The organism is Dietzia kunjamensis, from assembly GCF_045689975.1.
Taxonomy (GTDB): Bacteria; Actinomycetota; Actinomycetes; order Mycobacteriales; family Mycobacteriaceae; genus Dietzia; species Dietzia kunjamensis.
The window spans coordinates 3,114,069-3,137,153 of the sequence record NZ_CP143297.1; the positions used below are offsets into that span (position 1 = coordinate 3,114,069).

Annotated in this window: 22 protein-coding genes and 1 pseudogene; 15 read left to right on the forward strand and 8 right to left on the reverse strand. The window is 71.4% G+C overall.

The genetic code is table 11. From position 1 onward, the window contains the following. The first annotated feature begins 3 nt into the window (after window positions 1-3). Window positions 4-966 carry an SDR family NAD(P)-dependent oxidoreductase gene (locus VZF99_RS14565; RefSeq protein ID WP_407335175.1) on the forward strand — a complete coding sequence of 321 codons (963 nt, stop codon included), beginning with the start codon at window positions 4-6 and terminating at the stop codon, window positions 964-966. Between the two features lie 49 nt (window positions 967-1,015). Further along, window positions 1,016-2,827 (forward strand): acyl-CoA dehydrogenase, encoded by a 1,812-nt coding sequence (locus VZF99_RS14570; RefSeq protein WP_407335176.1) that lies wholly within the window; start codon window positions 1,016-1,018, stop codon window positions 2,825-2,827. Between the two features lie 177 nt (window positions 2,828-3,004). Here the strand turns inward: VZF99_RS14570 and VZF99_RS14575 are convergent, their stop codons facing one another. Next, complete coding sequence (locus tag VZF99_RS14575) at window positions 3,005-3,682, reverse strand: fasciclin domain-containing protein (protein WP_167457869.1); 678 nt, start codon at window positions 3,680-3,682, stop codon at window positions 3,005-3,007. A gap of 517 nt (window positions 3,683-4,199) precedes the next feature. Here VZF99_RS14575 and VZF99_RS14580 point away from each other — a divergent pair. The 3 genes from VZF99_RS14580 (at window position 4,200) to VZF99_RS14590 (ending at window position 7,269) form a co-directional block, all read left to right on the forward strand. Then, complete coding sequence (locus VZF99_RS14580) at window positions 4,200-5,759, forward strand: molybdopterin-dependent oxidoreductase (RefSeq protein WP_407336140.1); 1,560 nt, start codon at window positions 4,200-4,202, stop codon at window positions 5,757-5,759. Between the two features lie 74 nt (window positions 5,760-5,833). Further along, a complete protein-coding gene (gene sigK, locus VZF99_RS14585; protein WP_407335177.1) occupies window positions 5,834-6,415 on the forward strand; it encodes an ECF RNA polymerase sigma factor SigK in 582 nt (193 codons plus the stop codon). Continuing rightward, window positions 6,412-7,269 carry an anti-sigma factor gene (locus VZF99_RS14590; protein WP_407335178.1) on the forward strand — a complete coding sequence of 286 codons (858 nt, stop codon included), beginning with the start codon at window positions 6,412-6,414 and terminating at the stop codon, window positions 7,267-7,269. The genes sigK and VZF99_RS14590 overlap by 4 nt, the downstream gene beginning before the upstream one ends. A gap of 79 nt (window positions 7,270-7,348) precedes the next feature. Here the strand turns inward: VZF99_RS14590 and VZF99_RS14595 are convergent, their stop codons facing one another. From VZF99_RS14595 to VZF99_RS14605, 3 genes are read right to left on the reverse strand one after another with little or no spacing between them, the layout of a single operon-like run. Beyond that, the gene (locus VZF99_RS14595) at window positions 7,349-8,665 is read right to left on the reverse strand and encodes a class I SAM-dependent methyltransferase (RefSeq protein WP_407335179.1); all 1,317 of its coding nucleotides are present in this window, start codon (window positions 8,663-8,665) and stop codon (window positions 7,349-7,351) included. After that, the gene (locus VZF99_RS14600) at window positions 8,662-10,134 is read right to left on the reverse strand and encodes an FAD-binding oxidoreductase (protein WP_407335180.1); all 1,473 of its coding nucleotides are present in this window, start codon (window positions 10,132-10,134) and stop codon (window positions 8,662-8,664) included. Before VZF99_RS14600 ends, VZF99_RS14595 begins: the two co-directional genes overlap by 4 nt. A 10-nt stretch (window positions 10,135-10,144) precedes the next feature. Next, on the reverse strand, window positions 10,145-11,074 hold the full coding sequence (locus tag VZF99_RS14605; protein ID WP_407336141.1) for a sterol desaturase family protein: 930 nt from the start codon (window positions 11,072-11,074) through the stop codon (window positions 10,145-10,147). Between the two features lie 142 nt (window positions 11,075-11,216). Here VZF99_RS14605 and VZF99_RS14610 point away from each other — a divergent pair, with 142 nt between their 5' ends. After that, complete coding sequence (locus VZF99_RS14610) at window positions 11,217-11,762, forward strand: DUF732 domain-containing protein (protein WP_407335181.1); 546 nt, start codon at window positions 11,217-11,219, stop codon at window positions 11,760-11,762. An 11-nt stretch (window positions 11,763-11,773) separates the two neighbouring features. Here VZF99_RS14610 and VZF99_RS14615 read toward each other — a convergent pair whose 3' ends face one another. Next, window positions 11,774-12,922 carry a patatin-like phospholipase family protein gene (locus VZF99_RS14615; RefSeq protein WP_407335182.1) on the reverse strand — a complete coding sequence of 383 codons (1,149 nt, stop codon included), beginning with the start codon at window positions 12,920-12,922 and terminating at the stop codon, window positions 11,774-11,776. Window positions 12,923-13,112: 190 nt separating this feature from the next. Here VZF99_RS14615 and VZF99_RS14620 point away from each other — a divergent pair, with 190 nt between their 5' ends. Further along, window positions 13,113-13,595 (forward strand): DUF4262 domain-containing protein, encoded by a 483-nt coding sequence (locus tag VZF99_RS14620; protein WP_154830188.1) that lies wholly within the window; start codon window positions 13,113-13,115, stop codon window positions 13,593-13,595. A 38-nt stretch (window positions 13,596-13,633) separates the two neighbouring features. Further along, window positions 13,634-14,413: a type I 3-dehydroquinate dehydratase gene (gene aroD / locus VZF99_RS14625; protein ID WP_407335183.1), complete on the forward strand. Its 780-nt coding sequence runs from the start codon at window positions 13,634-13,636 to the stop codon at window positions 14,411-14,413. Here aroD and VZF99_RS14630 read toward each other — a convergent pair. Further along, complete coding sequence (locus VZF99_RS14630; RefSeq protein WP_120285340.1) at window positions 14,410-14,850, reverse strand: SRPBCC family protein; 441 nt, start codon at window positions 14,848-14,850, stop codon at window positions 14,410-14,412. The two genes, aroD and VZF99_RS14630, sit on opposite strands and share 4 nt — an antisense overlap. Before the next feature lie 49 nt (window positions 14,851-14,899). Here VZF99_RS14630 and VZF99_RS14635 point away from each other — a divergent pair, with 49 nt between their 5' ends. The 3 genes from VZF99_RS14635 (at window position 14,900) to VZF99_RS14645 (ending at window position 16,791) form a co-directional block, all read left to right on the forward strand. Further along, the gene (locus VZF99_RS14635) at window positions 14,900-15,469 is read left to right on the forward strand and encodes a DUF1697 domain-containing protein (protein WP_407335184.1); all 570 of its coding nucleotides are present in this window, start codon (window positions 14,900-14,902) and stop codon (window positions 15,467-15,469) included. A gap of 249 nt (window positions 15,470-15,718) precedes the next feature. Continuing rightward, window positions 15,719-16,279 carry a DUF2599 domain-containing protein gene (locus tag VZF99_RS14640; protein ID WP_208636653.1) on the forward strand — a complete coding sequence of 187 codons (561 nt, stop codon included), beginning with the start codon at window positions 15,719-15,721 and terminating at the stop codon, window positions 16,277-16,279. After that, entirely contained in the window at window positions 16,276-16,791 is a 516-nt protein-coding gene (locus VZF99_RS14645) for a GNAT family N-acetyltransferase (RefSeq protein WP_407335185.1), read from the forward strand. Before VZF99_RS14640 ends, VZF99_RS14645 begins: the two co-directional genes overlap by 4 nt. Here the strand turns inward: VZF99_RS14645 and VZF99_RS14650 are convergent. Next, window positions 16,715-18,214, reverse strand: coding sequence for a hypothetical protein (locus VZF99_RS14650; RefSeq protein ID WP_407335186.1), 1,500 nt, complete (start codon window positions 18,212-18,214; stop codon window positions 16,715-16,717). The genes VZF99_RS14645 and VZF99_RS14650 overlap by 77 nt on opposite strands. A gap of 45 nt (window positions 18,215-18,259) precedes the next feature. Between VZF99_RS14650 and VZF99_RS14655 the strand changes: the two genes are divergently transcribed. Continuing rightward, window positions 18,260-19,087, forward strand: coding sequence for an alpha/beta fold hydrolase (locus VZF99_RS14655; protein WP_407335187.1), 828 nt, complete (start codon window positions 18,260-18,262; stop codon window positions 19,085-19,087). On the opposite strand, the gene VZF99_RS14660 is transcribed toward VZF99_RS14655, so the two are convergent. Beyond that, window positions 19,053-19,805, reverse strand: coding sequence for a PAS domain S-box protein (locus tag VZF99_RS14660; protein ID WP_407335188.1), 753 nt, complete (start codon window positions 19,803-19,805; stop codon window positions 19,053-19,055). The genes VZF99_RS14655 and VZF99_RS14660 overlap by 35 nt on opposite strands. A 164-nt stretch (window positions 19,806-19,969) precedes the next feature. On the opposite strand from VZF99_RS14660, the gene VZF99_RS14665 reads away from it, so the two are divergent. From VZF99_RS14665 to VZF99_RS14675, 3 genes and pseudogenes are all read left to right on the forward strand, one after another. Further along, complete coding sequence (locus VZF99_RS14665) at window positions 19,970-21,628, forward strand: AMP-dependent synthetase/ligase (RefSeq protein WP_407335189.1); 1,659 nt, start codon at window positions 19,970-19,972, stop codon at window positions 21,626-21,628. A gap of 56 nt (window positions 21,629-21,684) precedes the next feature. Then, window positions 21,685-22,503: pseudogene (nadE, locus tag VZF99_RS14670) on the forward strand (ammonia-dependent NAD(+) synthetase); the annotation flags it as partial. A gap of 24 nt (window positions 22,504-22,527) precedes the next feature. Next, entirely contained in the window at window positions 22,528-23,085 is a 558-nt protein-coding gene (locus tag VZF99_RS14675) for a cysteine hydrolase family protein (protein ID WP_407336142.1), read from the forward strand.

A 23,085-nucleotide genomic window follows, 5' to 3' on the forward strand; every position in this document is an offset into this window, starting at 1 on the left:
CACATGCGCCTGCCCAAGGTTTCGCTCCCCGAATTGTCCCTGCCCGATCTGTCCCTGCAGAATCTGCCGCTGCCCGGCCTCGACCGGCTGCCGTTCTCGTCGTCGTCCCCCTCCCCCACCGACACCCACCGCCGCGTCCTGGTGACCGGCGGCGCCTCCGGCCTCGGTCTGGCCCTGGCGACGGCGTTCCTCGAGCGCGGCGACCGGGTGATCATCGCCGACCTCGCCCCCACCGACGACCGCCCCGACTCCGTGCCCGCCGACGCCCACTACCTCCGGCTCGACGTGCGCTCGGAGGACGAGTGGCAGGCCGCACGCGCCGAGGTCGAGCAGATCTGGGGCGGCCTGGACGTGCTCGTCAACAACGCCGGTATCGCCCAGGGCGGCCGCATCGAGATGCTCACCGAGGACGACTGGCGGCAGATCGTCGACATCAACCTGCTCGGCGTCGCGCGCGGATGCCGCACCTTCGTCCCGATGCTCAAGGCGCAGGGCAGCGGTCACCTCGTCAACACCGCTTCTCTCGCCGGCCTCGTCCACCCGCCCACCATGTCCTCCTACACGGCGGTCAAGGCGGCGGTCGTGGCGATCTCCGAGAGCCTGCGGTGGGAGCTCGAGCCGTTCGGCGTGGACGTGTCGGTGCTGTGCCCGTCCTTCTTCCGCACCAACCTCGCCTCCAGTCTCAACGCCTCCGACCCCGCCGCCAGCGGGTTCGCGAGCAAGCTCATCGACCGCTCCGAGCGGGGCGCCGACGAGATCGCCTCCGAGGTGATGACGGGCCTGGACGCCAAGCAGTTCCTCATCCTCCCCGACCCCGACGCCCGCAAGTCCTACCGCGCCAAGCGGTTCCTGCCCGCCGCGTACGCCAGGACCATGCTCGGCATGGGCCAGAAGTTCGCGGCGGCGACACGGGCCACGGGCGGGTCGGGCGCCGAGGCCGGGGGAACGGGCGCGACGGGCACGTAAGCACCGGGGGCGGCGCGCGCTGGTACCGCGCGCTAGTACCCTGCGGGGCATGACCCCTTCGCACCTGCTCTCCCGCGCCGACCTCGATTTCCTCCTGCACGACTGGCTCCGTGTCTCCGAGCTGTGCGATCGGGAGCGGTACGCGGAGCACTCGCGCGAGACGATCGACTCCGTGGTGGACCTGTCGGCCGAACTCGCCGAGAAGTACTTCGCGCCCCACTTCCGCAAGGCCGACCTCACCGAGCCCCGGTTGGTCGGCGAGGACGTGGAGCTCATCCCCGAGATCGGCGAGGCACTCGCGAAGTTCGCCGAGGCCGACCTCGTGGGTGCGGCGATGGACGAGCGGGTCGGCGGTATGCAGCTGCCCTACACCGCCTACCTGGCGTGCATGGCCTGGTTCTACGCCGCGAACATCTCCACCGCGGCCTACCCGCTGCTCACGACCGGCAACGCCAACCTGCTCATCGAGCACGGCTCCGACGAGCAGATCGAGCGGTACGTCAAGCCGATGATCGAGGGCCGCTTCACGGGGACGATGTGCCTGTCCGAACCGCAGGCCGGGTCGAACCTCGCCGACATCACCACCCGCGCCGAGCCGCAGCCCGACGGCACGTACCGGCTGTTCGGGCAGAAGATGTGGATCTCCGGCGGCGAGCACCAGATGGCCGAGAACATCGTGCACCTGGTGCTGGCGAAGGTTCCCGGGTCGCCGGCGGGCACCCGCGGCATCAGCCTGTTCGTCGTGCCGAAGTTCCTGGTCACCGACGACGGCACGATCGGCGAGCGCAACGACATCGTCATCACCGGCCTCAACCACAAGATGGGCTTCCGCGGCACGGTCAACACCATGCCCACGCTGGGCCAGGGCATGCACACCCCCGGCGGTCGGGCGGGCGCGATCGGGTACCTCGTCGGAGAGGAGAACACCGGCCTCAAGAAGATGTTCACCATGATGAACGAGGCCCGCCTCGGCGTGGGCCTCGGCGCGACCGCCGTCGGCTACACCGGGTACCTCAAGTCGCTGGACTACGCCCGGAACCGTCCCCAGGGCCGGCAGGTCGGGGCGGACCCGTCATCGCCGCAGGTCATGCTCACCGGCCACGCGGACGTGCGCCGCATGCTGCTGGCCCAGAAATCGTACGTGGAGGGCGCCCTCGCCCTGGGGCTGTACTGCGCGCGACTGGTCGACGACGAGAAGACCGGCTCCCCGGAGGAGTCGGCGGCGGCGAAGATGCTGCTCGACGTCCTCACCCCGATCGCCAAATCGTGGCCCTCGCAGTGGTGTCTCAAGGCCAACGAGCTCGCGGTGCAGGTGCTGGGCGGGGCCGGCTACACCATCGACTACGACGTGGAGCAGCACTACCGCGACAACCGTCTCAACCCGATCCACGAGGGCACGCACGGCATCCAGGGCCAGGACCTGCTGGGACGCAAGGTGATGGCCGGTGGCGGGGCCGGGTTGGCCGCGCTGACCGGGCGGATCACCCAGGCGTGTGACCGGGCTGCCGAGGCGGGCGGGTCCGCGGCCGAGATGGCCGCGCTGCTGCGCCCGCGCGTCACCCGCCTCATCGAGGTCACCACCGCGCTGGCGGAGGTGGGGGCCACGGATCCGGAGGCCTTCCTGGCCGACGCCACCGAGTACCTCGAGGCCGCCGGGCATGTGGTGATCGCCTGGATCTGGGTCGAACAGGTGATGGCACTGGGCGCGCGCACCGGCGACGAGGGCGACGCCTTCGCCGCGGGCAAGCTCAGGGCCGCGGAGTACTTCCTGCGCCGCGAGCTCCCGATCGTCGACGCCAAGTTCGACCTGCTGGCCGCGGGCGACCGCACGACGCTGGACATGCGCGACGACTGGTTCTGACCTCTGGTTCTGACCCGGGTCCGGTGCTGGACCGCGCCCGGTTCGGCCGACCGCTCGGCGGCGGCACACGACGAGGCCCGGGCTGGCGCTCTCGCGTCGGCCCGGGCCTCGTCTCGTCTGGTCGACCTCACCGGATGGGCGGGAGTTCAGGGCACCCGTCCGCGGTGTTCGGTCAGATCACTCCTCGGGGATGAGGACCTGGTCGATGAGGTAGACAGTGGCGTTGGCGGTCTCGACGCCGCCGCAGACCACGTTGGCACCGTTGACCATGAGCTCGTCGCCGGAACCGGTCACATCGACGTCAGCGCCGTTGAGCGTGGTCTGCATCCCGGAGATCTCGTCGGGCGTGATCTGGCCCTCCACGACGTGGTAGGTGAGGATGCCGGTGAGCAGGTCGGCGTCGGTCTGGAGCGCCTCCATCGTCGCGTCATCGATCTGCGCGAACGCGTCATCGACGGGGGCGAAGACTGTGTACTCGCCGTTGTTGAGGGTGTCGACGAGGTTGACGTCCGGGTTGACGCCGCCGGACAGGGCGGCGGTGAGGGTCGTCAGCAGCGGGTTGTTGGAGGCGGCCGTGGCGACCGGCTCCATCGCCATGCCGTCGACCGAGCCCGGTCCCTCCGGGTTGGCCTCGGCGTAGTCCGCGCACCCGGGGCCGACGAGCATGCCGGCCGGCTCGGCCTCCATGGACGAGGTCTCGGAGGAGGCGGTGGTGCTCATCATGGAGCTGGCGGTGCCCTCGGCGGTGGTCTCGGTGTCGCTTCCGTCGTCGGTCGAGCAGCCGGCGAGGACGAGTCCGGAGACCGCGGCGGCTGCGGCGATCGAGGCGACTCGGCGGGAGATCGTGATGCCCATTGTGCTGTCCTTTCGGTGGAGCCCCTGTGGTGTGGGGCTCTGTGCGGTGGGTCACCAGTGCTTCGCCGCCCCCCGTGATCCGGATGGGTCCGGCCCGGATTTTTTTTCGAGCCGCCGGCCGCAGCCGCCTGCCGCCGCCCGTCACGATGGCGTCTCGCGTGAACAGATGCGCAGGCCAGACGCCCTCCCCGGGGGCGGCGGTCGCCGGCGCGTCCATCCGCGCGAGCAGGGCGCCATGCGCGGGAGCGGATGCCGGCTGAGGGTCGTCGGGGAGGTGTCCCGGTGACGCCGGGGCACCGGGGCACCGGGGCACCGGGGCACCGGCCCGGGGTCGCCGGGGTGTGCCGGCCGTGCAGGCCCACCGTGCAGGCCCACCGTGCAGGCCCGCCGTGCAGGCCGACCGGGCCGTCCGACCGGGCTCCGGCTCCGAATCAAGGACGTGAACACTCCACAGACCCGATCCCTCGTCGCGGCCAGAGCCGGCGCGGGCCTCCTCGCCACCGGTCTCGCCGTCGCGGTGGGTCATGCCGTCGCCGGAGTCGTGGCCCCGGGGTCGTCTCCGTTCCTCGCCGTGGCCGACTCAGTGGTCGACCGGGCACCGTCCGCGGTGCGCGAGGTGACGATCGACGCACTCGGTACCGCCGACAAGCCGGCACTGATGGCCGGGCTGGCGGTCATCCTCGTCGTGACGGGCGTGGTGGTGGGCCTCATCGAGCGCCGGGGACGTCCCGCCGGCACGATCGTGCTCGCCCTTTTTGGCCTCATCGGCACCGCAGCGGCGGTGACCCGGCCGACAGCGGGGCCGCTGTGGGCACTGCCGACGGTGCTCGGCGCGATCGTCTCGATCGTGGCCCTGCGGGCGATGATCGGCGCCCTGTTCCCCGCGTCTTCCGTCGCCGCGGCCGCCGGAGGCCCGGAGGGGGCCGCCTCCGCCGGCACCGGGGAAAGTGCCTCCTCGCCCGGCACCGCCGCGGCGGGGACCGCGACGCGGCGGGATCCCGACCGTCGACGCTTCCTGGTCCTGGCCGGGTCGGCCGCGGCCGTCATCGCCGCGGCCGGTGCCACGGGAATGGCACTGACCCGCCGGGCCGCCGAGGCGGTGGCCGAACGCACCGGGTTGCGGTTGCCCCGGGTCCTCGCGCGGAACGCGGCGCCTGCCGTGCCGACAGGTGTGGTCCCGGACGCGCCCGGCGTGACCCCGTTCCTCACCGACAACGACGAGTTCTATCGGATCGACACCGCTCTGCGGGTCCCTTCGCTGAGGGCCGCCGACTGGCGACTGCGCATCCACGGGATGGTGGAGCGCGAGATCGAGCTCGACTGGCAATCGCTGATCGACAGGGAGACCCGCGAGCGCATCATCACCATGACCTGCGTGTCCAACGAGGTCGGTGGCGACCTGGTCGGCACCGCGAGCTGGACCGGCTTCTCCATCGCTGACCTGCTCGCCGAGGCCGGGCCCCTGTCGGACGCCGACATGCTGCTGTCGACGTCGGTCGACGGCTGGACCGCCGGCACCCCGCTCGAAGCACTGACCGACGGCCGCGACGCCCTGCTGGCCGTGGGGATGAACGGCGAACCGCTGCCGTTCGAGCACGGGTACCCGGTCCGCCAGGTGGTGCCGGGGCTCTATGGGTACGTCTCGGCGACCAAGTGGGTCGTGGACTGGGAGGTCACCCGATTCGACCGGGCCAGTGCGTACTGGACGGATCGCGGGTGGGCGGAGCGGGGTCCGATCCGGACGGCCAGCCGCATCGACCGGCCCGCGCCGCTCGCCGAGGTGCCGCCCGGGCCGGTCGTGGTGGCGGGCACCGCCTGGGCGCAGCGTCGCGGTATCGAACGGGTCGAGGTCCGGGTGGACGACGGCCCGTGGCGCGAGGCGCAACTGTCCGAGGAGTACTCGGTCGACACCTGGCGGATGTGGTCGTGGACCTGGGACGCCGAGCCCGGCCTGCACACCCTGCACGTCCGCGCGACGGACGGGACCGGTCGGGTACAGCCCGAGGAGCGGCGGGATCCCGTCCCGAGCGGCGCCACGGGTTGGCACAACCGGACGTTCCGGGTGGCGACGGCATGACCCTCGTAGAGATCCGCGCACCGGGAACATGGCCGCCCCGCGACCCGGACCGGATTGGCCCTAGACTGGGGATCGTGTCCGAGCCAATCGCCCCGCCACTGACCGACCCGGGGCGCCTGCTCGAGCTCGCCGCCTCCGGTGACCTCCAGGCCTTCGGTCGCTTCTACGACCTCATGTCCCCGCGCGTCTACGGCCTGGCCCTGAGGGTCCTACGGGACCCGGGGTACGCCGAGGAAACCGTGCAGGAGGTCTTCCTCCAGGTCTGGAAGCAGGCGGCCGACTACCGGCCGAGCCTGGGATCGGTGCAGTCCTGGGTGCTGACCATCACGCACCGACGGGCGGTGGACCGGGTCCGGTCGGAGACATCCGCCGCGCGGCGCGACGAGATGGACGCGGCGGCGGACTTCACCCGGTCCGGCGACATCGCGGAGCAGGTCACCGAACAGATCTCCCGGGACGAGGACGCCGCGGAAGTCCGCAGATGCCTGGGGACCCTCACCGACAACCAGCGCGAGTCCATCGAGATGGCCTACTTCTCCGGCCAGACGTACCGCGAGGTCGCCGACCATCTCGGCACCGCGCTACCCACGATCAAATCGAGAATCCGCGACGGTCTCCGTCGCCTGAAGAACTGCCTGGGAGGTGAGCTGTCATGAGCATTCGGCACCACGATCATCCGTCGGACCTGGGCAGCGTCCGTCCCGAGGACCTCGACCTCTACGCCCTGGACGCCCTGGACGATGACGAGGCCGAAGCCGTCGAGATGGCGCTGGTCAGCGCATCGGCCGAGGAGAAGTCGTCCATGCTGGCGCACATCGCCTCGACGCGTGAGGTAGTCGCCGGCATGGTCGCCGACGCCGGGCTCGACACCGCGCCCCCGCCGCAGTTGCGGGACCGCGTCCTGGAGTTGGCCGCGGCCGGTACCCCCCGCGGGCCGGCCCGGCCGGCCGACGCCGGGGACACCGACCGGGATCAGCCCCGCGGAGGCACCGATGTGGTCGACCTGAGCCGCGAGCGTGCGCGGAGGCGACCCGGCCCGCTGACGTTCCTGGCCGCCGCGGCGGCCGCCGTGGTACTCGTCGTCGGCGGCGTGGCGATCGGCCGCATCACCGACGGCGCGGACGCCGAGAACTCCCTGCCCGTCGCGGCCCCGCCGTCGATGCCCGGCAAGGTCACCTCACTGTTGGCGGCGGAGGACCTCGCGGTGGTCCGCGGCGAGGTCGGCGGGACGGGCACCGCAACCGTCCTGGCGTCCAAGACGGAGGACATGGCGGTCATCTCGATGACCGACCTCCCCGAGCCGGCCACCGGCCGCGCCTACCAGCTCTGGTTGATGGGTGACCACGAGCCCATCTCGGCGGGGACCATGGAGTCCGGCCAGGTCGGACCGTCGCCCTCGGCGCAGATCGACGGCATCCGGAACTCCGAGCAGATCGGCATCACCGAGGAGCCCGCGGGTGGATCGCCGGCGCCGACCGGTCAGGTCCTCCTGGCCCTCGATATCGACTGACCCGGCGGTCGGCGCAACGGCCCCTGCCTGGGCCGGGCGTCTGGGCCGCGGGCCGGGGGCCGGGCGCGCGACCTGTCGCTCAGGCCCGCCACCACTGGCGCAGTGGCACATCCCAGGTCATGGTGTCGCCCAGCCGGACCGCGAGGATCTGGTGCAGCTGGATCTTGTTGTGTTCGAACCCGTACTGGCACGCGCCCATGTAGAGGCCCCACAGTTTGGCCATGGGCTCGCCGACCTCCTCCACGGCGTCGTCCCAGTGCTCGACCAGGTTGGCGCACCAGTCCCGCAGGGTGAACGCGTAGTGCTGGCGCAGGTTCTCCTCGTGCACCACCTCGAAGCCCGCGTTCTCGGCCTCCAGGTGCACGGTCCCCGCGCCGGCGAGCTCACCGTCGGGGAAGATGTACCGGTCGATGAACTGCCCCGCCTTGACCGTGCGCGAGTTGTCCGGCCGGGTGATGCAGTGGTTGAGCAGGCGTCCGCCGGGCCGGAGGTAGTTGTGCAGCCGGGTGAAGTAGTCGTGGTAGTTCTTGCGGCCGATGTGCTCGGTGATGCCGATCGAACTGACGGCGTCGAAGTCGCGTTCGGGCACGTCGCGGTAGTCCTGCAGTCGGATCTCCGCCAGGTCGCCCAGCCCGTCGGCCTCGATCGCGGCCTGCCCCCACTCGACCTGTTCCTTGGACAGGGTCACGCCGATCACGCGCACGCCCCGCGCGGCGGCGTAGCGGACCATGCCGCCCCAGCCGCACCCCACGTCGAGGAGCCGGTCACCGGCCTTGAGACCCAGCTTGTCGAACACCAGCCGGTATTTGTTCTCCTGCGCCGCCTCGAGCGAGGTGTCGGGGTCGGTGTAGCAGGCGCACGTATAGGTCATGGACTCCCCGAGGATCCACCGATAGAAGCGGTTCGACACGTCGTAGTGGTAGCTGACGACCTCGGAGTCCCGCTCCTTGGAGTGACGGCGCATCCCCGACACCACCCGCTTCCACGCGGGCTTGACCTCCATGGGCGGCGTGGGGAGGAATCTGATGTTCTCCGTGCCCACCGCCCGGGCGATCCGGGCGAGGGTCCGGGCATCGGGGGTGCGGGTCATGTGTTTGCGGAAGACCTCGAGCGCCCCGAACACGTCGTGGGGCGCCCCGGGGTGGACACCGTCCATCTCGAGTTCACCCATGAGGTAGGCCCGCGCGAGCCCGAGGTCACCGGGGGCGGTGACGAAGTACTGCAGCGCCTTCTCGCTCTTCAGCCGCAGCACCAGGTCACTGTTCTCGGGTCCGATCGAGGACCCGTCGTAGGCCTCGATCCGCAGGGGCGGTTCACCGGCGGCGAAGGCGCCGATGATCTCGCCGATCGTCATCTTCCCCGGGGCACCAGCGGTCCCCACACTCGTCGTGGTCACCGTGCACCCACCGCCTTGTCATAGAGGGTCGCGAACCGGCCCTCGGGATCGAATTCCGTCTTGAGCCTGCCAGCGTGGTCACCGCCGTAGAGCTGGGCGAACTCCTCGCGGGAGTAGAAGACCTCCGAGTACAGCGACTTGTGACCGCCGAGCCTGGAGACCTCCTCCTCGATGCGCCGGTTCCACGCCCCCTCGGCCATGCCGGGTCCGATCGGCGCGGACGACCAGAAGCCGATGTTGACGTAGGTCGTGTCCGGGGCCAGCGGGTACAGCGGCCAGGGCCGGTCGGAGCCGGGGCCGCCGCCCACGCCGGGCGAGGGGCTGGACTCCCGCAGGCGCAGCGGGCAGATCCACAGTGGCTCGATGGGCACCTCGCGCAGGAACCACTCGAGGAAGTCGGCGGTGTGGTCGATGGTGACCTCCACGTCCTGCACCACCCGCTCGCGCGGGCCCTCGCCCTTGAGTGCGCCGATCCTGTTGCCCAGGTCGTACTTGTGGTCCAACCCGATGATCTTCCAGTACGCCGAGCTCCTCAGCAGCTGTTGCGGCCACAACCTGCGGATGCGCGGATTCTGCACACCGAACGCCCGGGAGCACCAGAACCAGTCCGTGTCCCAACGCCAGAGGTAGTCGCGGATGGTCAGGCGGTCGCGCTCCACCGAGCCGGCGGGACCGCCGTGTTGGATCGAGCGGTAGAAGATCGCCTGCTTGTCGGACACCCCGGTGTAGTCCGAGACGGGCCCCGGCTCGTCGGTCCGCCGACCCAGGCACAGGTACGACTCGTCGGCCGAGAACACGACCCCGTCCAGGAAGTCGACCTCCTCGTCGTCGTATCGCTCGTCCTCGCTGATCCGCGCCAACGCCGACTCGAGCGCGGTGAGGGAGTCGAATCGCACGTGTCGCAGTTCCACGAAGCGCCCCACCGGTTCGAGCGCGATCCGCAGCCGCACCGCGTACCCGAGCGAGCCGTAGGAGTTGGGGAAGCCACGGAAGAGCGCGCGTTCGCGCTCGGTGCCGTCGGGGCGGGCGGTGACGATCTCGCCGGTGCCGGTGAGCACGTCCATCTCGAGCACGGATTCGTGCGGTAGGCCCAGGCGGAACGAGGAGGACTCGATGCCCAGCCCGGTGACCGCGCCACCGAGGGTGATGGTCTTGAGCTGCGGCACCACGTACGGCATCAGCCCGTGCGGCAGCGTCGCGTCGACCAGGTCCTCGTAGGTGCACATGCCCTGGACGTCGGCGGTGCGCGCCTCGGGGTCGACGGAGATGACGCGCGTGAGACCGGAGGTGTCGAGACCGGGCGACGACGACGAGGCGCGCGGCCGGAACAGGTTGGACGTCCGCTTGGCCAGCCGAACCGGTTCACCTGCGGGCACGGCCCGGAAGCTCTCGACCAGTCGCCGCACGCCTTCGTCATGTCGGGCGGTACCCACGACGAGTGGGTCGGCGAGGCTGGTGGCAGTTCCCATGCGCCCCACCCTAGTGCGGCTCGGGGACCCCGGCGCATGATCGGGGGATGGGTGCCGGCACCGGGGCGGGCCTCCATCCCGGTGGGCCGAACGCGTAGCCGAGCCGCTCGCGCCAGCTCGCGGCACCGCGGAGGTCCCGCCAGATGGCGACGTACTCGTGCGTCTGGAGCCAGAACGGGTTGTGCGAGGTCACCGGCGTCGTGAGCCCGTAGGTGGGCCGGTGGGTCTCGGGGCGGAAGGTGCCGAACAGGCGGTCCCAGATGATGAGGATCCCGCCGTAGTTGCGGTCCAGGTATTCGGCGTCGCTGCCGTGGTGCACGCGGTGGTGAGAGGGGGTGTTGAACACGAACTCGACCGGTCCGGGCAGCCGACCGATGCGCTCGGTGTGCACGAAGAACTGGTAGACGAGCGAGATCGAGAACCCGGTGAAGACCATCCACGGCGGCACCCCCAACAGCGGTAGAGGCAGCCAGGCGACGATCTCGCCGGAGTTGTTCCACTTCTGGCGCAGGGCGGTCGCGAAGTTGTAGTACTCGCTCGAATGGTGGGCCTGGTGGGTGGCCCAGACGAGCCGGATCCGGTGCGCGCCGCGGTGGTACCAGTAGTAGAGGAAATCGGTGCCGACGATCGCGAGGACCCACGTATACCAGGCATCCGACGGCAGATGCCACGGCGCGACGTAGACCCACACCGCGGCGTAGATCACCAGGCCGATCAGCTTCCCGACCAGCCAGAACGCCTGCGAACCGGCGCCCATCAGGAGCGAGGTGACGGCGTCCCGAGGCTGGTAGCCACCCGGCTCCCGGGCCTCGAGCACCCGCGCCGAGATCCACTCGATGGCGACGAACGCGATGAACACCGGAAGTGCCAGCAGAACCGGCTCGTGCAACGGATCCGCGAGGGCCCCGAGGGCGCGACCCAGCGATTCGGAGTACCCCATCTCGTTCACATCTCGATTGTGACACCACTCACAGACAATCGGGACATCAGGCCCGACCCGGCCGCTCGGGTGCAATACCCTTGCGACAGCACCGGCCCCGAGTGCCGGTGTCGCGCAACCGACTCGAAGAGGAGGACCCACCGTGGCCGTCACACCCCGGTCCGCACGCACCCGTTCCCGCCCCCTCGCCGCCGCATCCGGCCTCGCAGCTCTGGCCCTCGTACTGGGGGCCTGCGGAGAGGAGGGCGAGGCCGAGCAGGCCGTCGGCGAGGCCACCAGCGCGGTGGGCTCCGTCGCCGCCGAGGCGACGTCGGCGGTCGGTGACGCGATGAACGACGGCGGGGAAGGCGGCGAGGGCGGCGCCACGACCGGCAACGGCCCGCAGCCCGAGGGCTCCGAGGAGGGTGGGGGCGAGAGCCCGAACCCGGACGAGGAGTTCCTGAACGACATCCGGCGGGTCGGCGTGGACACGCCGGACGAGCAGGACTACATCACCCGGGGTCGCGACGCCTGCACCTCGTTCGACGAGGGGACCGGCTACATCGACGTGCTCCAGATGTACAACGACGCCCATCCCGATGCTCCCGTGACCGAGGCACCGGCAGTGGTGACGGCCGCGGTCAAGGCGTACTGCTCGCAGCACCTGCCACTCGTCGGCGACGGAGGCGAGAACGGCGGAGGCACCTAGTACCGACCCCGTCAGATCCCGGCGCGGTCGAGCGCCTCGGCGGTGAGGCGGCGGCCGAGGGCGATCAGCTCGTCCGCCCGGTGGAAGTCGAACGTCGAGCACGCGTCCGAGGGGACCTCGACCAGGACATCGGGGCGGTTGCCGGCCATGCGGTAGGCGGTCACGATGCTCTCCATCGCCTCGACGGTATGGGTGACCACGTCGAAGATCCGTAGGGACCCGGGAAGGGATTCTTCGGCATCGGCGGCGACCTCCTGCTCGCCCTCGTCGACCGCCTCTTCCACCACGTCAGACGGCTGACCGGGCGCCCGGACTCCGGCCGTCCCGTCGTAGACGCCGTCGACAGGGTCGTCGGCCGCGTCGTCGGCCACGTCACCGCCGGCATCCGATGAGTCCTCGTCCTCCGGGACGGCCGCGTCCTGACCGAATCGCGCGGCGATCAATCGCACCAGGTCGCCGTCGCGGACGTCCGCCGCCGCGGTCCGGATCCGACCGGTCAGCTTGCCCGCCGGCCCCGGCCCGGCCGGGACGCCTCTCCGGGAGATTTTGGGCTCGGCCTCGGGGGACACCTCGTCCGGGTCCGAGCTCTCCTGGAACGTCGACCCGCGGATCCCGGACCGACGACCCGTCAGCGAGACCGCGAGCAGCAGGTCGCTGTTCACGGGCGCCAGCGGTTCCAGCGGGACGGGGTTGGTCACGCCGCCGTCGACGATCAACCGACCTCCGACCAACGCCGGGGTGATGACGCTGGGGATGGCGAACGACGCCCGCACCGCCACGTCCGCGGGGCCGCGGGTGAACCAGACCTCCCGGCGGGCCCGCAGATCGGTGGCGACGGCGGTGAACGGGATCTCGAGGTCCTCGATGCGGACGTCGTCCAACATCGCCCCGATCACCGCCATGATCCTGTTCGCCCGGATGGCGCCGCCGCCCGCGAAGGAGACGTCGAGGAGCCGCAGGACGGCGGGCTGGGTCAGGCCCCGCACCCACTTCTCGAAGTCGTCGAGCTTGCCGGCCGCGTAGAGGGCACCCACGACGGCACCCATCGACGCCCCGGAGACCCCGACCACCTCGTGTCCGCGTGCCTGCAGCTCACGGATCACGCCGATGTGCGTGTATCCACGCGCTCCGCCCGAGCCCAGTGCCAACGCGACCCTCACAGGCGCCCCTTTCGGTCGAGTCCGACCACGCGTCCCCCGCGTGTCCGCCACCAGTGTGCACCCGTCCCGTCCCGGTACACGACCTCATCTTCACGGTCCGTGTCGTAGGTGGGATCTACCGTCGACACCGCATCGAGCACCTGTTCGATGCCGGGCCCCGGGCCCGATACACCCGCACAGAGGAGATCCCATGTCCCACACCGCCATCCCACCCCGTACCGGCTCCGCCTACGCCCCCACCATCGACCGCGACATGCTGCGGGTCGCCGCTAACGTCGAGCGCTCCGGGATGCACGTCGTCCACGTCGGCGAGGGCTGCGACTGCGGCGACTGCGCTGCCACACCACTTCCTCCGGACGACAGGTTCGGCTACACCATCGGACTGACGGATCTGGGGCACCCCGAGTTGCTCGTGCGGGGCCTGTCGGCGCGGGAGACCGCCGATCTGCTGGGCCGGTGGGGCGAGACCGTCCTGGCCGGCCAGGTCTTCGATGCCGGGCACCTGCTGTGCGAGGGCTCCGGCGGCCCGACCTGGGAACTGGTCCCCGTACGCCGGCCGTCCCGCACCCTGCGCTGGGCGGGCAGGTACTACCGCACCTCCGGAACCGGGGGCCTGGCCGCGCTGGAGTTGATCCCGGCCCGCCGGCCGTGCCCCTGCGAGGGGTGTAGCTGACGGTCCGGGCCCGGCGGGGGTCGTCGTAGGGTCTAACCATGCCCCGTCACCAGCTGCACCTGGATGCGCGTTCGCCGTCGATCATCGTCCCGATCACCGCCGGCGACCTCACGCAACTGGAGCAGCAGGCCGCGGCGTTGGCCGACGATCCCGTGGTCGATCTCGTCGAGTGGCGGGTCGATCTCTACGAGCCCGCCCCCGCCCGGTCCGGGGCGGCCGCCGCCCAGGCCGGGACGTCGACCGATCCCGGCCCGGCGGTGGCAGCGCTCGAGGCCCTGGCCGGGCTGCTTCCGGACACCCCGATCCTGGCCACGTTCCGCACCACGGCCGAGGGCGGTAGTGCCGGGATCACCGACGACGCCTACATCGCGCTGGTCGCATCTCTCGCGGCGACCGGCCTGGTGGCGGCGGTGGACGTCGAGCACAGGCACCCGCGGGCGGCACGGGCGATCGAGGCGGCCCACGCGCACGGCACCTCGGTGGTGGCGTCGAACCACGACTTCGATGCCACCCCGCCGGCCGCGGAGATCGTCGCTCGACTGGAGGCCATGGAGGCCGCCGGGGCGGACGTGGCCAAGATCGCCGTGATGCCCCGCTCGGCGGCCGACGTGGTGACGCTGATCGCGGCCACCGAGAGTCGCCACCGCGTCGCCGGTATCCCGCTGATCACCATGTCTATGGGCGCGCTCGGGGCAGTGACGCGTATCGGCGGCGGCACGTTCGGATCGGCGGCCACCTTCGCCACCGTGGGCGCGGCTTCGGCGCCGGGGCAGTTGCCGGCGGCCGGGGTGCGGGCCGCGCTCGATCTGCTGGGTTAGCCGTAGCGCCGGAGGACCTCCTTGCGGAGGCCGGTGGTGGCCACGTCCGCGATGTGCTTCTGGGCCTTCTTGAGCATCACTCCGGGAAATTTGATCTTGAGGTCCACCTCGAGGTCGAAGACCACCTCGGTGGTGCCGTCGCCCTTGTCCGTCAGCACATAACGCGCGTTCTGCACGTTCTGGGTGCTGCTCTCGACGAGAGACCAGCTCACCTCGCCGTCGTACCACTCGTACCGCACGACCATCTCGTCGGTCACGCCGTACTGCGCGATCTTCTCCCACACCACGATCGGCCACCCCTCGTCGTCGGCCTCGCGGATCTCGACCTCGCGGTGGGCCTCCGACCAGTCGACTAGGGATTCGACGTCGGCGAGGACCTCCATGATCTCCGGGATGCCGGCCTCGATCGTGGTCACTGACTGCACTGACACTGCCATGGTCGCCAAAGTTACCCTCGCGGCCCGCCCGTGGTGCGAGGATCGGTCCATGAACTTCACGACCGGTCCCGGCGGGTCGAACTCAGACCGCAAGGTCGCGTTGCTGCGGGGAATCAACGTGGGCAGGTCGGCCAGGATCGCGATGGCGGACCTGCGGGCCTGCACCGAGGACGCGGGGTGCACGGAGGTGAGAACCGTCCTCGCCACCGGGAACGTCGTGCTCACCGACCCACGCACCGAGGACGAACTCCGAGCGGTGCTCGAAGCCGCCTACGCCGACAGGTTCGGCTACGACGCGGTGGTGCAGGTCCTCACCCGTGATGCGGTCGAGGAGGCGGTGGCGGCGTACCCGTTCGAGTCGCTCGACGAGCACCACGACTACGTCGTGTTCTCCGATGACCCGGCGGTCACCCGGGCGGTCGCCGAGGCGATGGGCGCGGCGATCGAGCCCGGCGGCACCGAGGTCGTGACAGCGGGATCAGGGTGCGTGTACTGGCGGGTTCCCAAGGGGGCGACGCTGAGCTCGGCCGCCGGCAAGGCCTCCGGCAACCGAGCGCATGACCGTCACCTGACGAGCAGGAACCTCCGGACGCTACACAAGATCCTCGCGGTGGGCTGAGACGCGTCAGGGCCCCTGGACGGACGCGCCGATCGTGTCGACGAAGGCAGCGAGGGGCCCGAAGATCGCGGGGAAGATCCCGTCCCACATGGCCTGCAGCTGGGAGAGGTCGAACGGGGGCATCGGTCACGCTCCTTCTGTGGGAGGGGTGGCGTGCGGGCTCTCCGCCTGCGCCGGTTCCCTTCCGCAGACAGGATCCTCTGCACACGGGCTCGGACGCAACCCTTTGCCCGTGGCAGACTGCGAGCGATGTCCCACCGCCCGCCCACCGGATCCACTGCCGCCGCACTCGGCGCCGTGCTGTTGGCGGCCACCGCGCTGGGTGGGTGCTCGTCGGACCCGCGGGAGCCCGCGCCCGGGGACGCGGGGGCGACGACGTCCGTGTCCACCTCCGCGGCGCGGGTGCCGACAGCCGCGCCGCGGGAGTCCCCGCCCCCGGCGCGGTCGTCGTCCCCCGCCACCGACAGTCCCGTCCCCTCGGAGTGGGGCTCGCCCTCGCCCGTCCCGCCGTTCATCGAGGCCGCGACCTGGGGCGACTCCGACTACGGGGTGACGCTCGAGGTCGCCCCGTCCACCGCCGGCCGCCAGGCGTGGGGGGACGACGATTCGCGAACGGCCTGGCGGGAGGTCGTCCGGCTCGTCCCCGAGGCCGACAGCCCGGGGATGTGGGAGCAGTTCGACTGCCACTGGACCTGGGCGCGACTGCTCGAGCCGGACAAGCCCACCTGGAATCTCGAGCCGTGGCGGCCGGTGGTCTCGCCCGAGCGCATGCTGGCCGAGGGGTGCAACCCGGGAGGGCCGGAGGTGTGAGGGCGATCCGCCGCGCCACCGTGGCCGACGCCGCCGGTTGTCTGGACGTGTACGCGCCGTACGTCCGCGAGACCACGGCGACGTTCGAGACCGAGGTGCCGCCGGTCGACGAGTTCGCGGCGCGGATCGACCGGGCACTGGCGGGGTACGACTGGCTGGTGGCCGAGCTCGACGGCCGGATCGTCGGGTACGCCTACGCCGGGCCGGTCAAGGACCGCGCGGCGTACCGCTGGTCATGCGAGGTGAGCGTCTACGTCGATCCGGGCGCGCACTGCCTCGGGTTGGGGCGGTCGCTGTACCGGGAGCTGTTCGCCCGGCTCGAGGCGGCCGGGTTCCGCCGACTGCTGGCGATCGTGACCCTTCCCAACGAGCCGAGTGTGGCTCTACACCTGGCCATGGGGTTCCGCGAGGCGGGCCGGCTGGAACGGATCGGGTTCAAGCACGGGCGGTGGCTCGACGTGGGGTGGCTGCAGGCCGACCTGGGACCGGAGTCCGGCGCGCCGCCCCACTGACCTGCCCGAGGTCTGCCTCGACCTGCCCGCCCGGCCCGGTGCGACCGGCGGCCGGGGTGGCGCGGCGGACCAGCCCGGCGCACAGCTCGTCGAGCCAACCCCCCACCGACCCGCGGGCGGCTTCGGTGCCCGGATAGCGGCAGCGCACGTGCAGCCCCGAACCGCTGACCACGAACCACACCATCACCCCGTCGGTCCGGATCGCGGCCGACACGTGCTGCGGGCTGAGGCTCAGGTCCACGTCAACCGGCAGGCGGCGGTGGTCGAGCCACGAGATCGCGAACATCCCCGGGGTGTGCGGCATCCCGCCGTACGGGGCGAGTATCGGCCCCAGTGCGTGCGAACCGAGGTCGACGGCCTCGCGCACGGCCACCGCGCACGCGGCCGGGTCGGGGTCGTCGCACTCGATCACGGAGTTGGTGATGAACCACCCCACCGAGTCGTTCCAGCGGGCGGAGCGCACATCGTGGCGGGAGTGCACCGGCAGGACCGCGCGCAGGCCCACCCCGGCGCGGCGGTGGAGTACGGCCGTCATCTCGGAGATCGCCAGCGAGATCATGCGTACTCCGCCGGCGGTGGCCGCCTCATCCAGGGCGGCGACCCCGGCCGGGTCGAGCACGTCGCGCACCTCGACCACCTCCTCGCGCGGGGTGGAGATGTCGCCCAGGTCGAGCGGGAATACCGGCATCTCACCGCCGCCGCGGGCCAGGATCGCGGCCCAGCGTCGGTGCACCTCGTCCGGCGCGGGCGGGCGGGCGGCGAGCTCGGCGGTGTGGGCGGCGAACGCCGTCGCCGGCGGCAGGCAGGTGCCCGGTTCGAGGCCGCAGGCCAGGTCGTCGAGGCACGAGCAGAAGTCGCGCATCAGCACCAGCAGCGACCAGGCGTCGACGTGGCAGTGGTCGAGCCCGATCACCACGACCGGCCGCTCCCGCTCGTCCCGCGGCTCCACCAGGCACAGCGCGTGCGCCGGCCGGGAGAACGGGCAGCACGCCTTGTCGAACACCCGGCGCAGGACGGCCCTCGGGTCCTCCCCCGGCTCCGCGGGCGGGGTCCGCCACCCGAGTGGCCGCACGGTCACGGGCCGAAGGCGCAGCTCGTCGTCGTTGTCGTCGTCACGGTCGTCGCGGTCGGTCCTCCCCTCGTGCTCGTCGCGGTCGTGCCCGCCTCCGGTGAGCACCGTGCGCAGCGTCTCGTGGCGCGCGACCACCGCTAGCCACGCCCGCGCGACCTCGTCCCGGTCGGCCGGGAACGGCAGCGCGAACGCCACGGCCATCCACGAGCCCGGGCGGGGGCCGAGCGAGGCGTGGCGAGCCTGGTCGAACGAGGGGGATCGATCCTCGCCGTGAGCTGGGGTGACATCGGTCGCAAACCGGTGCACGACGCCGTCGGGGAGCGACATCCGCGTTACGGTGGTGAGCCTCATGGCCCGGACGGTAGGGGCGGCGTGTTACGGGGAAAGGCGCGAAGTGTGACGACGACGAGACGGCTCGACGCCCGGCCCGGCGGGGACGGGCCCGCGCTCGCCCGCGACGTACGCGGGGACGGGCTGCCGGTGGTGCAGTTGCACGGGCTCAGCTCGAGCCGGCGCCGCGACGAGGTGTTCGGCCTCGACCTCACGGCGGGCCGCAACGGCCTGCGGGTCGTGCGCTACGACGCCCGCGGTCACGGTGAGTCCCCGGGCACCGCGGACCCGGACGACTACACGTGGCCGGCGCTGGCCCGCGATCTGCTCGCCCTGCTCGACGAGGAGTTCCCCGGCCAGCGAGTCCACGGTGTGGGTCAGTCGATGGGGTCAGCGACGCTGCTGACCGCGGCGGTGGCCGAGCCGGAGCGGTTCGCATCGCTCACCCTGGGCATCCCGCCGACGGTGTGGCAGTGGCGGCGGGAACAGTCGCGGCTGTACGAGTTGGCCGCGCGGCAGGTGGAACGCTGGGGCGGGGCCCGGTGGTCCGAGGTGACCCGGCAGCCGCCCACCTCGCCGGCCATCGACCCGGCCCGGCCGGTCACCGCGCCCGACGTGGCGGACGAGTGGCTGCCCGCTGCGTTCCGGGGCGCGGCCGCGACCGACCTCCCGCCGGAGGAGCGGATCGCGCGGCTGGGGATGCCGGTGCTGCTGCTGGCGTGGCCGCAGGACGCCTCCCACCCGCTCGAGGTGGCCGAGCACCTGCTGGAGCTGCTGCCGAACGCCCGGCTCGAGGTCGCCCGCTCCCCGGCGGAGGTCGAGGAGTGGCCGCGGGCGGTGTCGGACTTCATCGGGGCCCTCACCGGCGAGAGCGGAGCAGCCCCGACTCGGTAGCGCGGGTGGCCACCGCGGCGCGGCTGCGGGCGCCGAGCCTGGTGATGATGCGGCTGACGCGGTCCTTGACCGTGTGCACGCTCAGGTGGACACGGTCGGAGATCTCCTGGTTGGAGTAGCCGTCGGCGATCAGGGCGATGATCTCGAGGTCGTCCTGCAACCCCATCACGCGCGCCGTCTCGAGCTGGAGCGAGCTCTCCACGGCGTCGAGCGCCTGTTCCGTCCGGCCCGGGTCACCGCCGGCGCGGCCGACCATGAGGTTGAGGCGCCGGTAGACCTCGAGCGCGGCGCGCTGCTGCTCCTCGAGAAGTTCCAGGCGCCTGGTCTTGGTGGCCAGGTTGGCCTGGAGCCGGCGCAGCTCGGTCATGTCCCGGCCGACGCCCTGCCGGCCGACCAGCCGGCCGCCGCGGTAGATGTTCCCGGCGTGGATCTCCAGGTCGCGGAGCTGGCCGTCCGGCTGCAGGATCCGCGTCTCGAAGTAGCGCCCAGGGTCGGCGCTGGCCATCCCGAGTCGGAAGTGCTCGACGGTCTCCGCGAGGGCGTCGGGGTCGATGACCTTGGAGAAGTGTTCGCCGATCAGATCCGCGAGGTCCCAGCCGAAGATCCGCTCGCCGGCGGGGTTGATGTAGGTGAACCTGCCGTCGGTGTCGACGGCGTAGACGACATCCGCGAGCCGGGCCAGGAGGTCCCGGTAGTCGAGGGACGGATCGTCGTGCATCAGCCCAGGCTACGGCAGCGTGTGTGCCCGGCCCGGCCCGCCGGGTCCGGCACCCGTTCGGGTGATCTTCCACGACCTCCGGGGGTGTCACCGCGATCACGAACCCGGCGAGAATGTGAGTCAGACGACACTGTGAACACCCCGACGACCTCCAGGAAACCACCGTGACCTCCACCGCCACCCCGTCCGCGTCCGCGAGCGCCACCCGCCTGGCGGAATCGGGCACCCTCGCCGACCTGTTCCTCGCCACGGCTGCCGCCCACCCGGGCGAGGTCGCGCTCCGCTCCCACGAGACGGGAGCCGAGGTCACGTACGCACAGGCCCGGGCACGGGTCGGGGCGATCGCCGGCACGCTCCGCGAGCTGGGTGTGGCCCCGGGCGAGCCGGTCGCCCTGATGCTGCGCAACCGACCGGAGTTCCACCTCGTGGACACCGCCGTGATGATGCTCGGCGCCGTGCCGTTCAGTCTCTACAACACGTCGGCGCCGGATCAGCTCGCCTACGTCCTGGCGGACGCCGGTGTGAAGACCATCGTGACCGAGTCGGCGTTCGTCGGGGTCCTCGGGGCTGCACGGGGGTCCGCCCCGGTGGTGGAGCGGCTCGTCCTGGTGGACGAGAGCCCGGACGACCACGACGACCTGCTGCGCGAGTTGGCCGCCGAGGAGACCGCTTTCGACTTCTCCTGCGCCGAGGCGATCCGCCCCGACGACCTGCTGACGCTCATCTACACCTCCGGCACCACGGGGCCGCAGAAGGGCGTCGAGCTCACCCACGAGGGCATGCTCACGCAGCTTCGCGGAGTCCATCACGCGGTCCCGCTGCCGGGACACGGGCGCCAGATCTCGTTCCTGCCCGCGGCCCACGTGGCCGATCGCTGGACCTCGCACTACTCCGGCTTCATGGCCTACGCCAACACGGTGACGTGCGTGGCCGACATGGCGGAGCTGCCGGCCGCGCTCGTGGCCACGCGCCCGACCCTGTTCGGCGCCGTCCCGCGGGTGTGGGAGAAGCTCAAGGCCGCACTCGAGGCGGGTTACCCGGGTGACGCGGTAGCCGACTCCGTCGCGAACCCGCAGGTAGCCGAGGCGTTGCGGGCCAAGATCGGACTCGACGAGGCCCGGTGGGTCGTGACCGGGGCGGCCCCGACCCCTCGTGGTGTCCTGGAGTTCTTCACCGCCCTCGGCCTCCCGCTCTGCGAGATGCTGGGGATGTCCGAGGTCTCGTGCTGCGTGGCCACCAACACCCCGGACGCCATCAAGCTCGGGAGCGTCGGAAAGCCGCTCGACACCGTCGAGGTCCGGATCGCCGAGGACGGCGAGGTGGCGGTGCGCGGCCCGCAGGTCATGCGGGGGTACCGCGGTGCGCCGGAGAAGACCGCCGAGGCGATCGACGGCGACGGGTGGCTCCACACGGGCGATATCGGCCGGCTCGACGAGGACGGCTACCTGTGGATCGTCGACCGCAAGAAGGAGCTGATCATCAACGCGGCCGGCAAGAACATGTCCCCGGCCAACATCGAGATGGCCATCCGCTCGGCGGGCAACGCGATCTCCCACGTGGCCGTGATCGGCGATCAACGCCCCTACAACGTCGCCCTGATCGTGGCGGACCCGCAGCGGGCGGGCGACCCGCAACTCGAGAAGGCGATCCGGGCGCAGGTCGATCGCGCCAACGCCACGCTGTCGCGGGTCGAGCAGATCAAGAAGTACACGGTGCTGCGGCAGGACTGGCGCCCCGGGCACGAGCTCACACCCACGATGAAGCTGCGACGCCGGGTGGTCGACGAACTCTACGCGGCGGAGATCGAGCAACTCTTCGCCTGAACGTGGCCGCCGGCCTCCGGTGGCGCGCCGCCGCGGCGCATCCACACAATGGGGCCATGCGTGAACTTCAGAGGACGATCATCGACAGCCTCGGGGTCCGGCCCGACATCGACCCCGCCACCGAGGTCGACCGTCGGGTGCGGTTCCTCGTGGACTACCTCACCACCAGCGGCGCCAAGGGCTTCGTCCTGGGCATCTCCGGCGGGGTCGACTCCACCCTGGCCGGGCGCCTGGCCCAGATCGCGGTGGAGCGGGTGCGCGCGGACGGCGGCGACGCGGTGTTCGTGGGGATGCGCCTGCCCTACCGGGTGCAGCACGACGAGGCCGACGCCGTCGCCGCGGTGGAGTTCGTCGACGCCGACGAGACCGTGACCGTGAACGTCGCACCGGGGGTCGACGCCCTCAACGGGGCGATCCGGGAGGGCACGGGGGCCGAGCTCACCGACTTCACGAAGGGCAACGCCAAGGCGCGTCACCGCATGGTCGCCCAGTACGCGCTGGCCGGGGACCGCGGACTACTGGTGATCGGCGCCGACCACGCCGCCGAGAACGTCACCGGGTTCTTCACGAAGTTCGGCGACGGCGCCGCGGACGTGTTGCCGCTGTCGGGGCTGAACAAGCGGCAGGGTCGCGCCCTGCTCCGCCAACTGGGCGCCCCGAAGCGACTGTGGGACAAGGTGCCCACCGCCGACCTGCTGGACGAGAACGAGGGCCAGACCGACGAGGACGAACTCGGCCTGCGCTACGACGACATCGATGACTACCTCGAGGGCCGCGACGTCCCCGAGCACGTGGCGCGGACGATCGAGACGGTGTGGCACCGCAACCGGCACAAGCGCACCACGCCGGTCGAGGTCTCGGACACGTGGTGGCGTCCGGGCGAGCAGACCGCCCTCGTGGTGATCGACATGCAGAACTCGTACTTCGAGTTCCCCGAACTGGCGACGGTGCGCGACGAGCTGGTGCCGCGGGTCAACGAGCTCATCCGTACCGCCCACGACGCCGGACGACCCGTCGTGCTGGTGCGCACCGAGCACTCCCGCGACAAGTCCACGTGGACGCTCAACATGTGCGAGGACGACCAGGGCTTCGCGTTCCCCGGCACCGAGCAGGCGCAGTTCCTCGACGAGTTGGCCACGGGCGATCACGTGGAGGTGGTCAAGACCCGCGACAGCGCCTTCTTCGAGACCGAGCTCAAGGCCCGGCTCGAGCAACTCGGCGTGGACCACCTGCTGCTGTGCGGGGTGTCGACGCACAGCTGCGTGTCGCAGACGGCGATCGACGGGTTCGCCGAGAACCTCCACGTCGCGGTCGCCCGCGGTGCCATCTCGTCGGACAACTCCGCCCTCTCGGAGGCGCTGCTGGACTTCTGCGCCGACCAGATGCGCCAGCCGATCATCGACCAAAAGGCCAGCCTCGAGCTCCTGCGGACCGGCGCCTGGCCCGACGGGGACTGA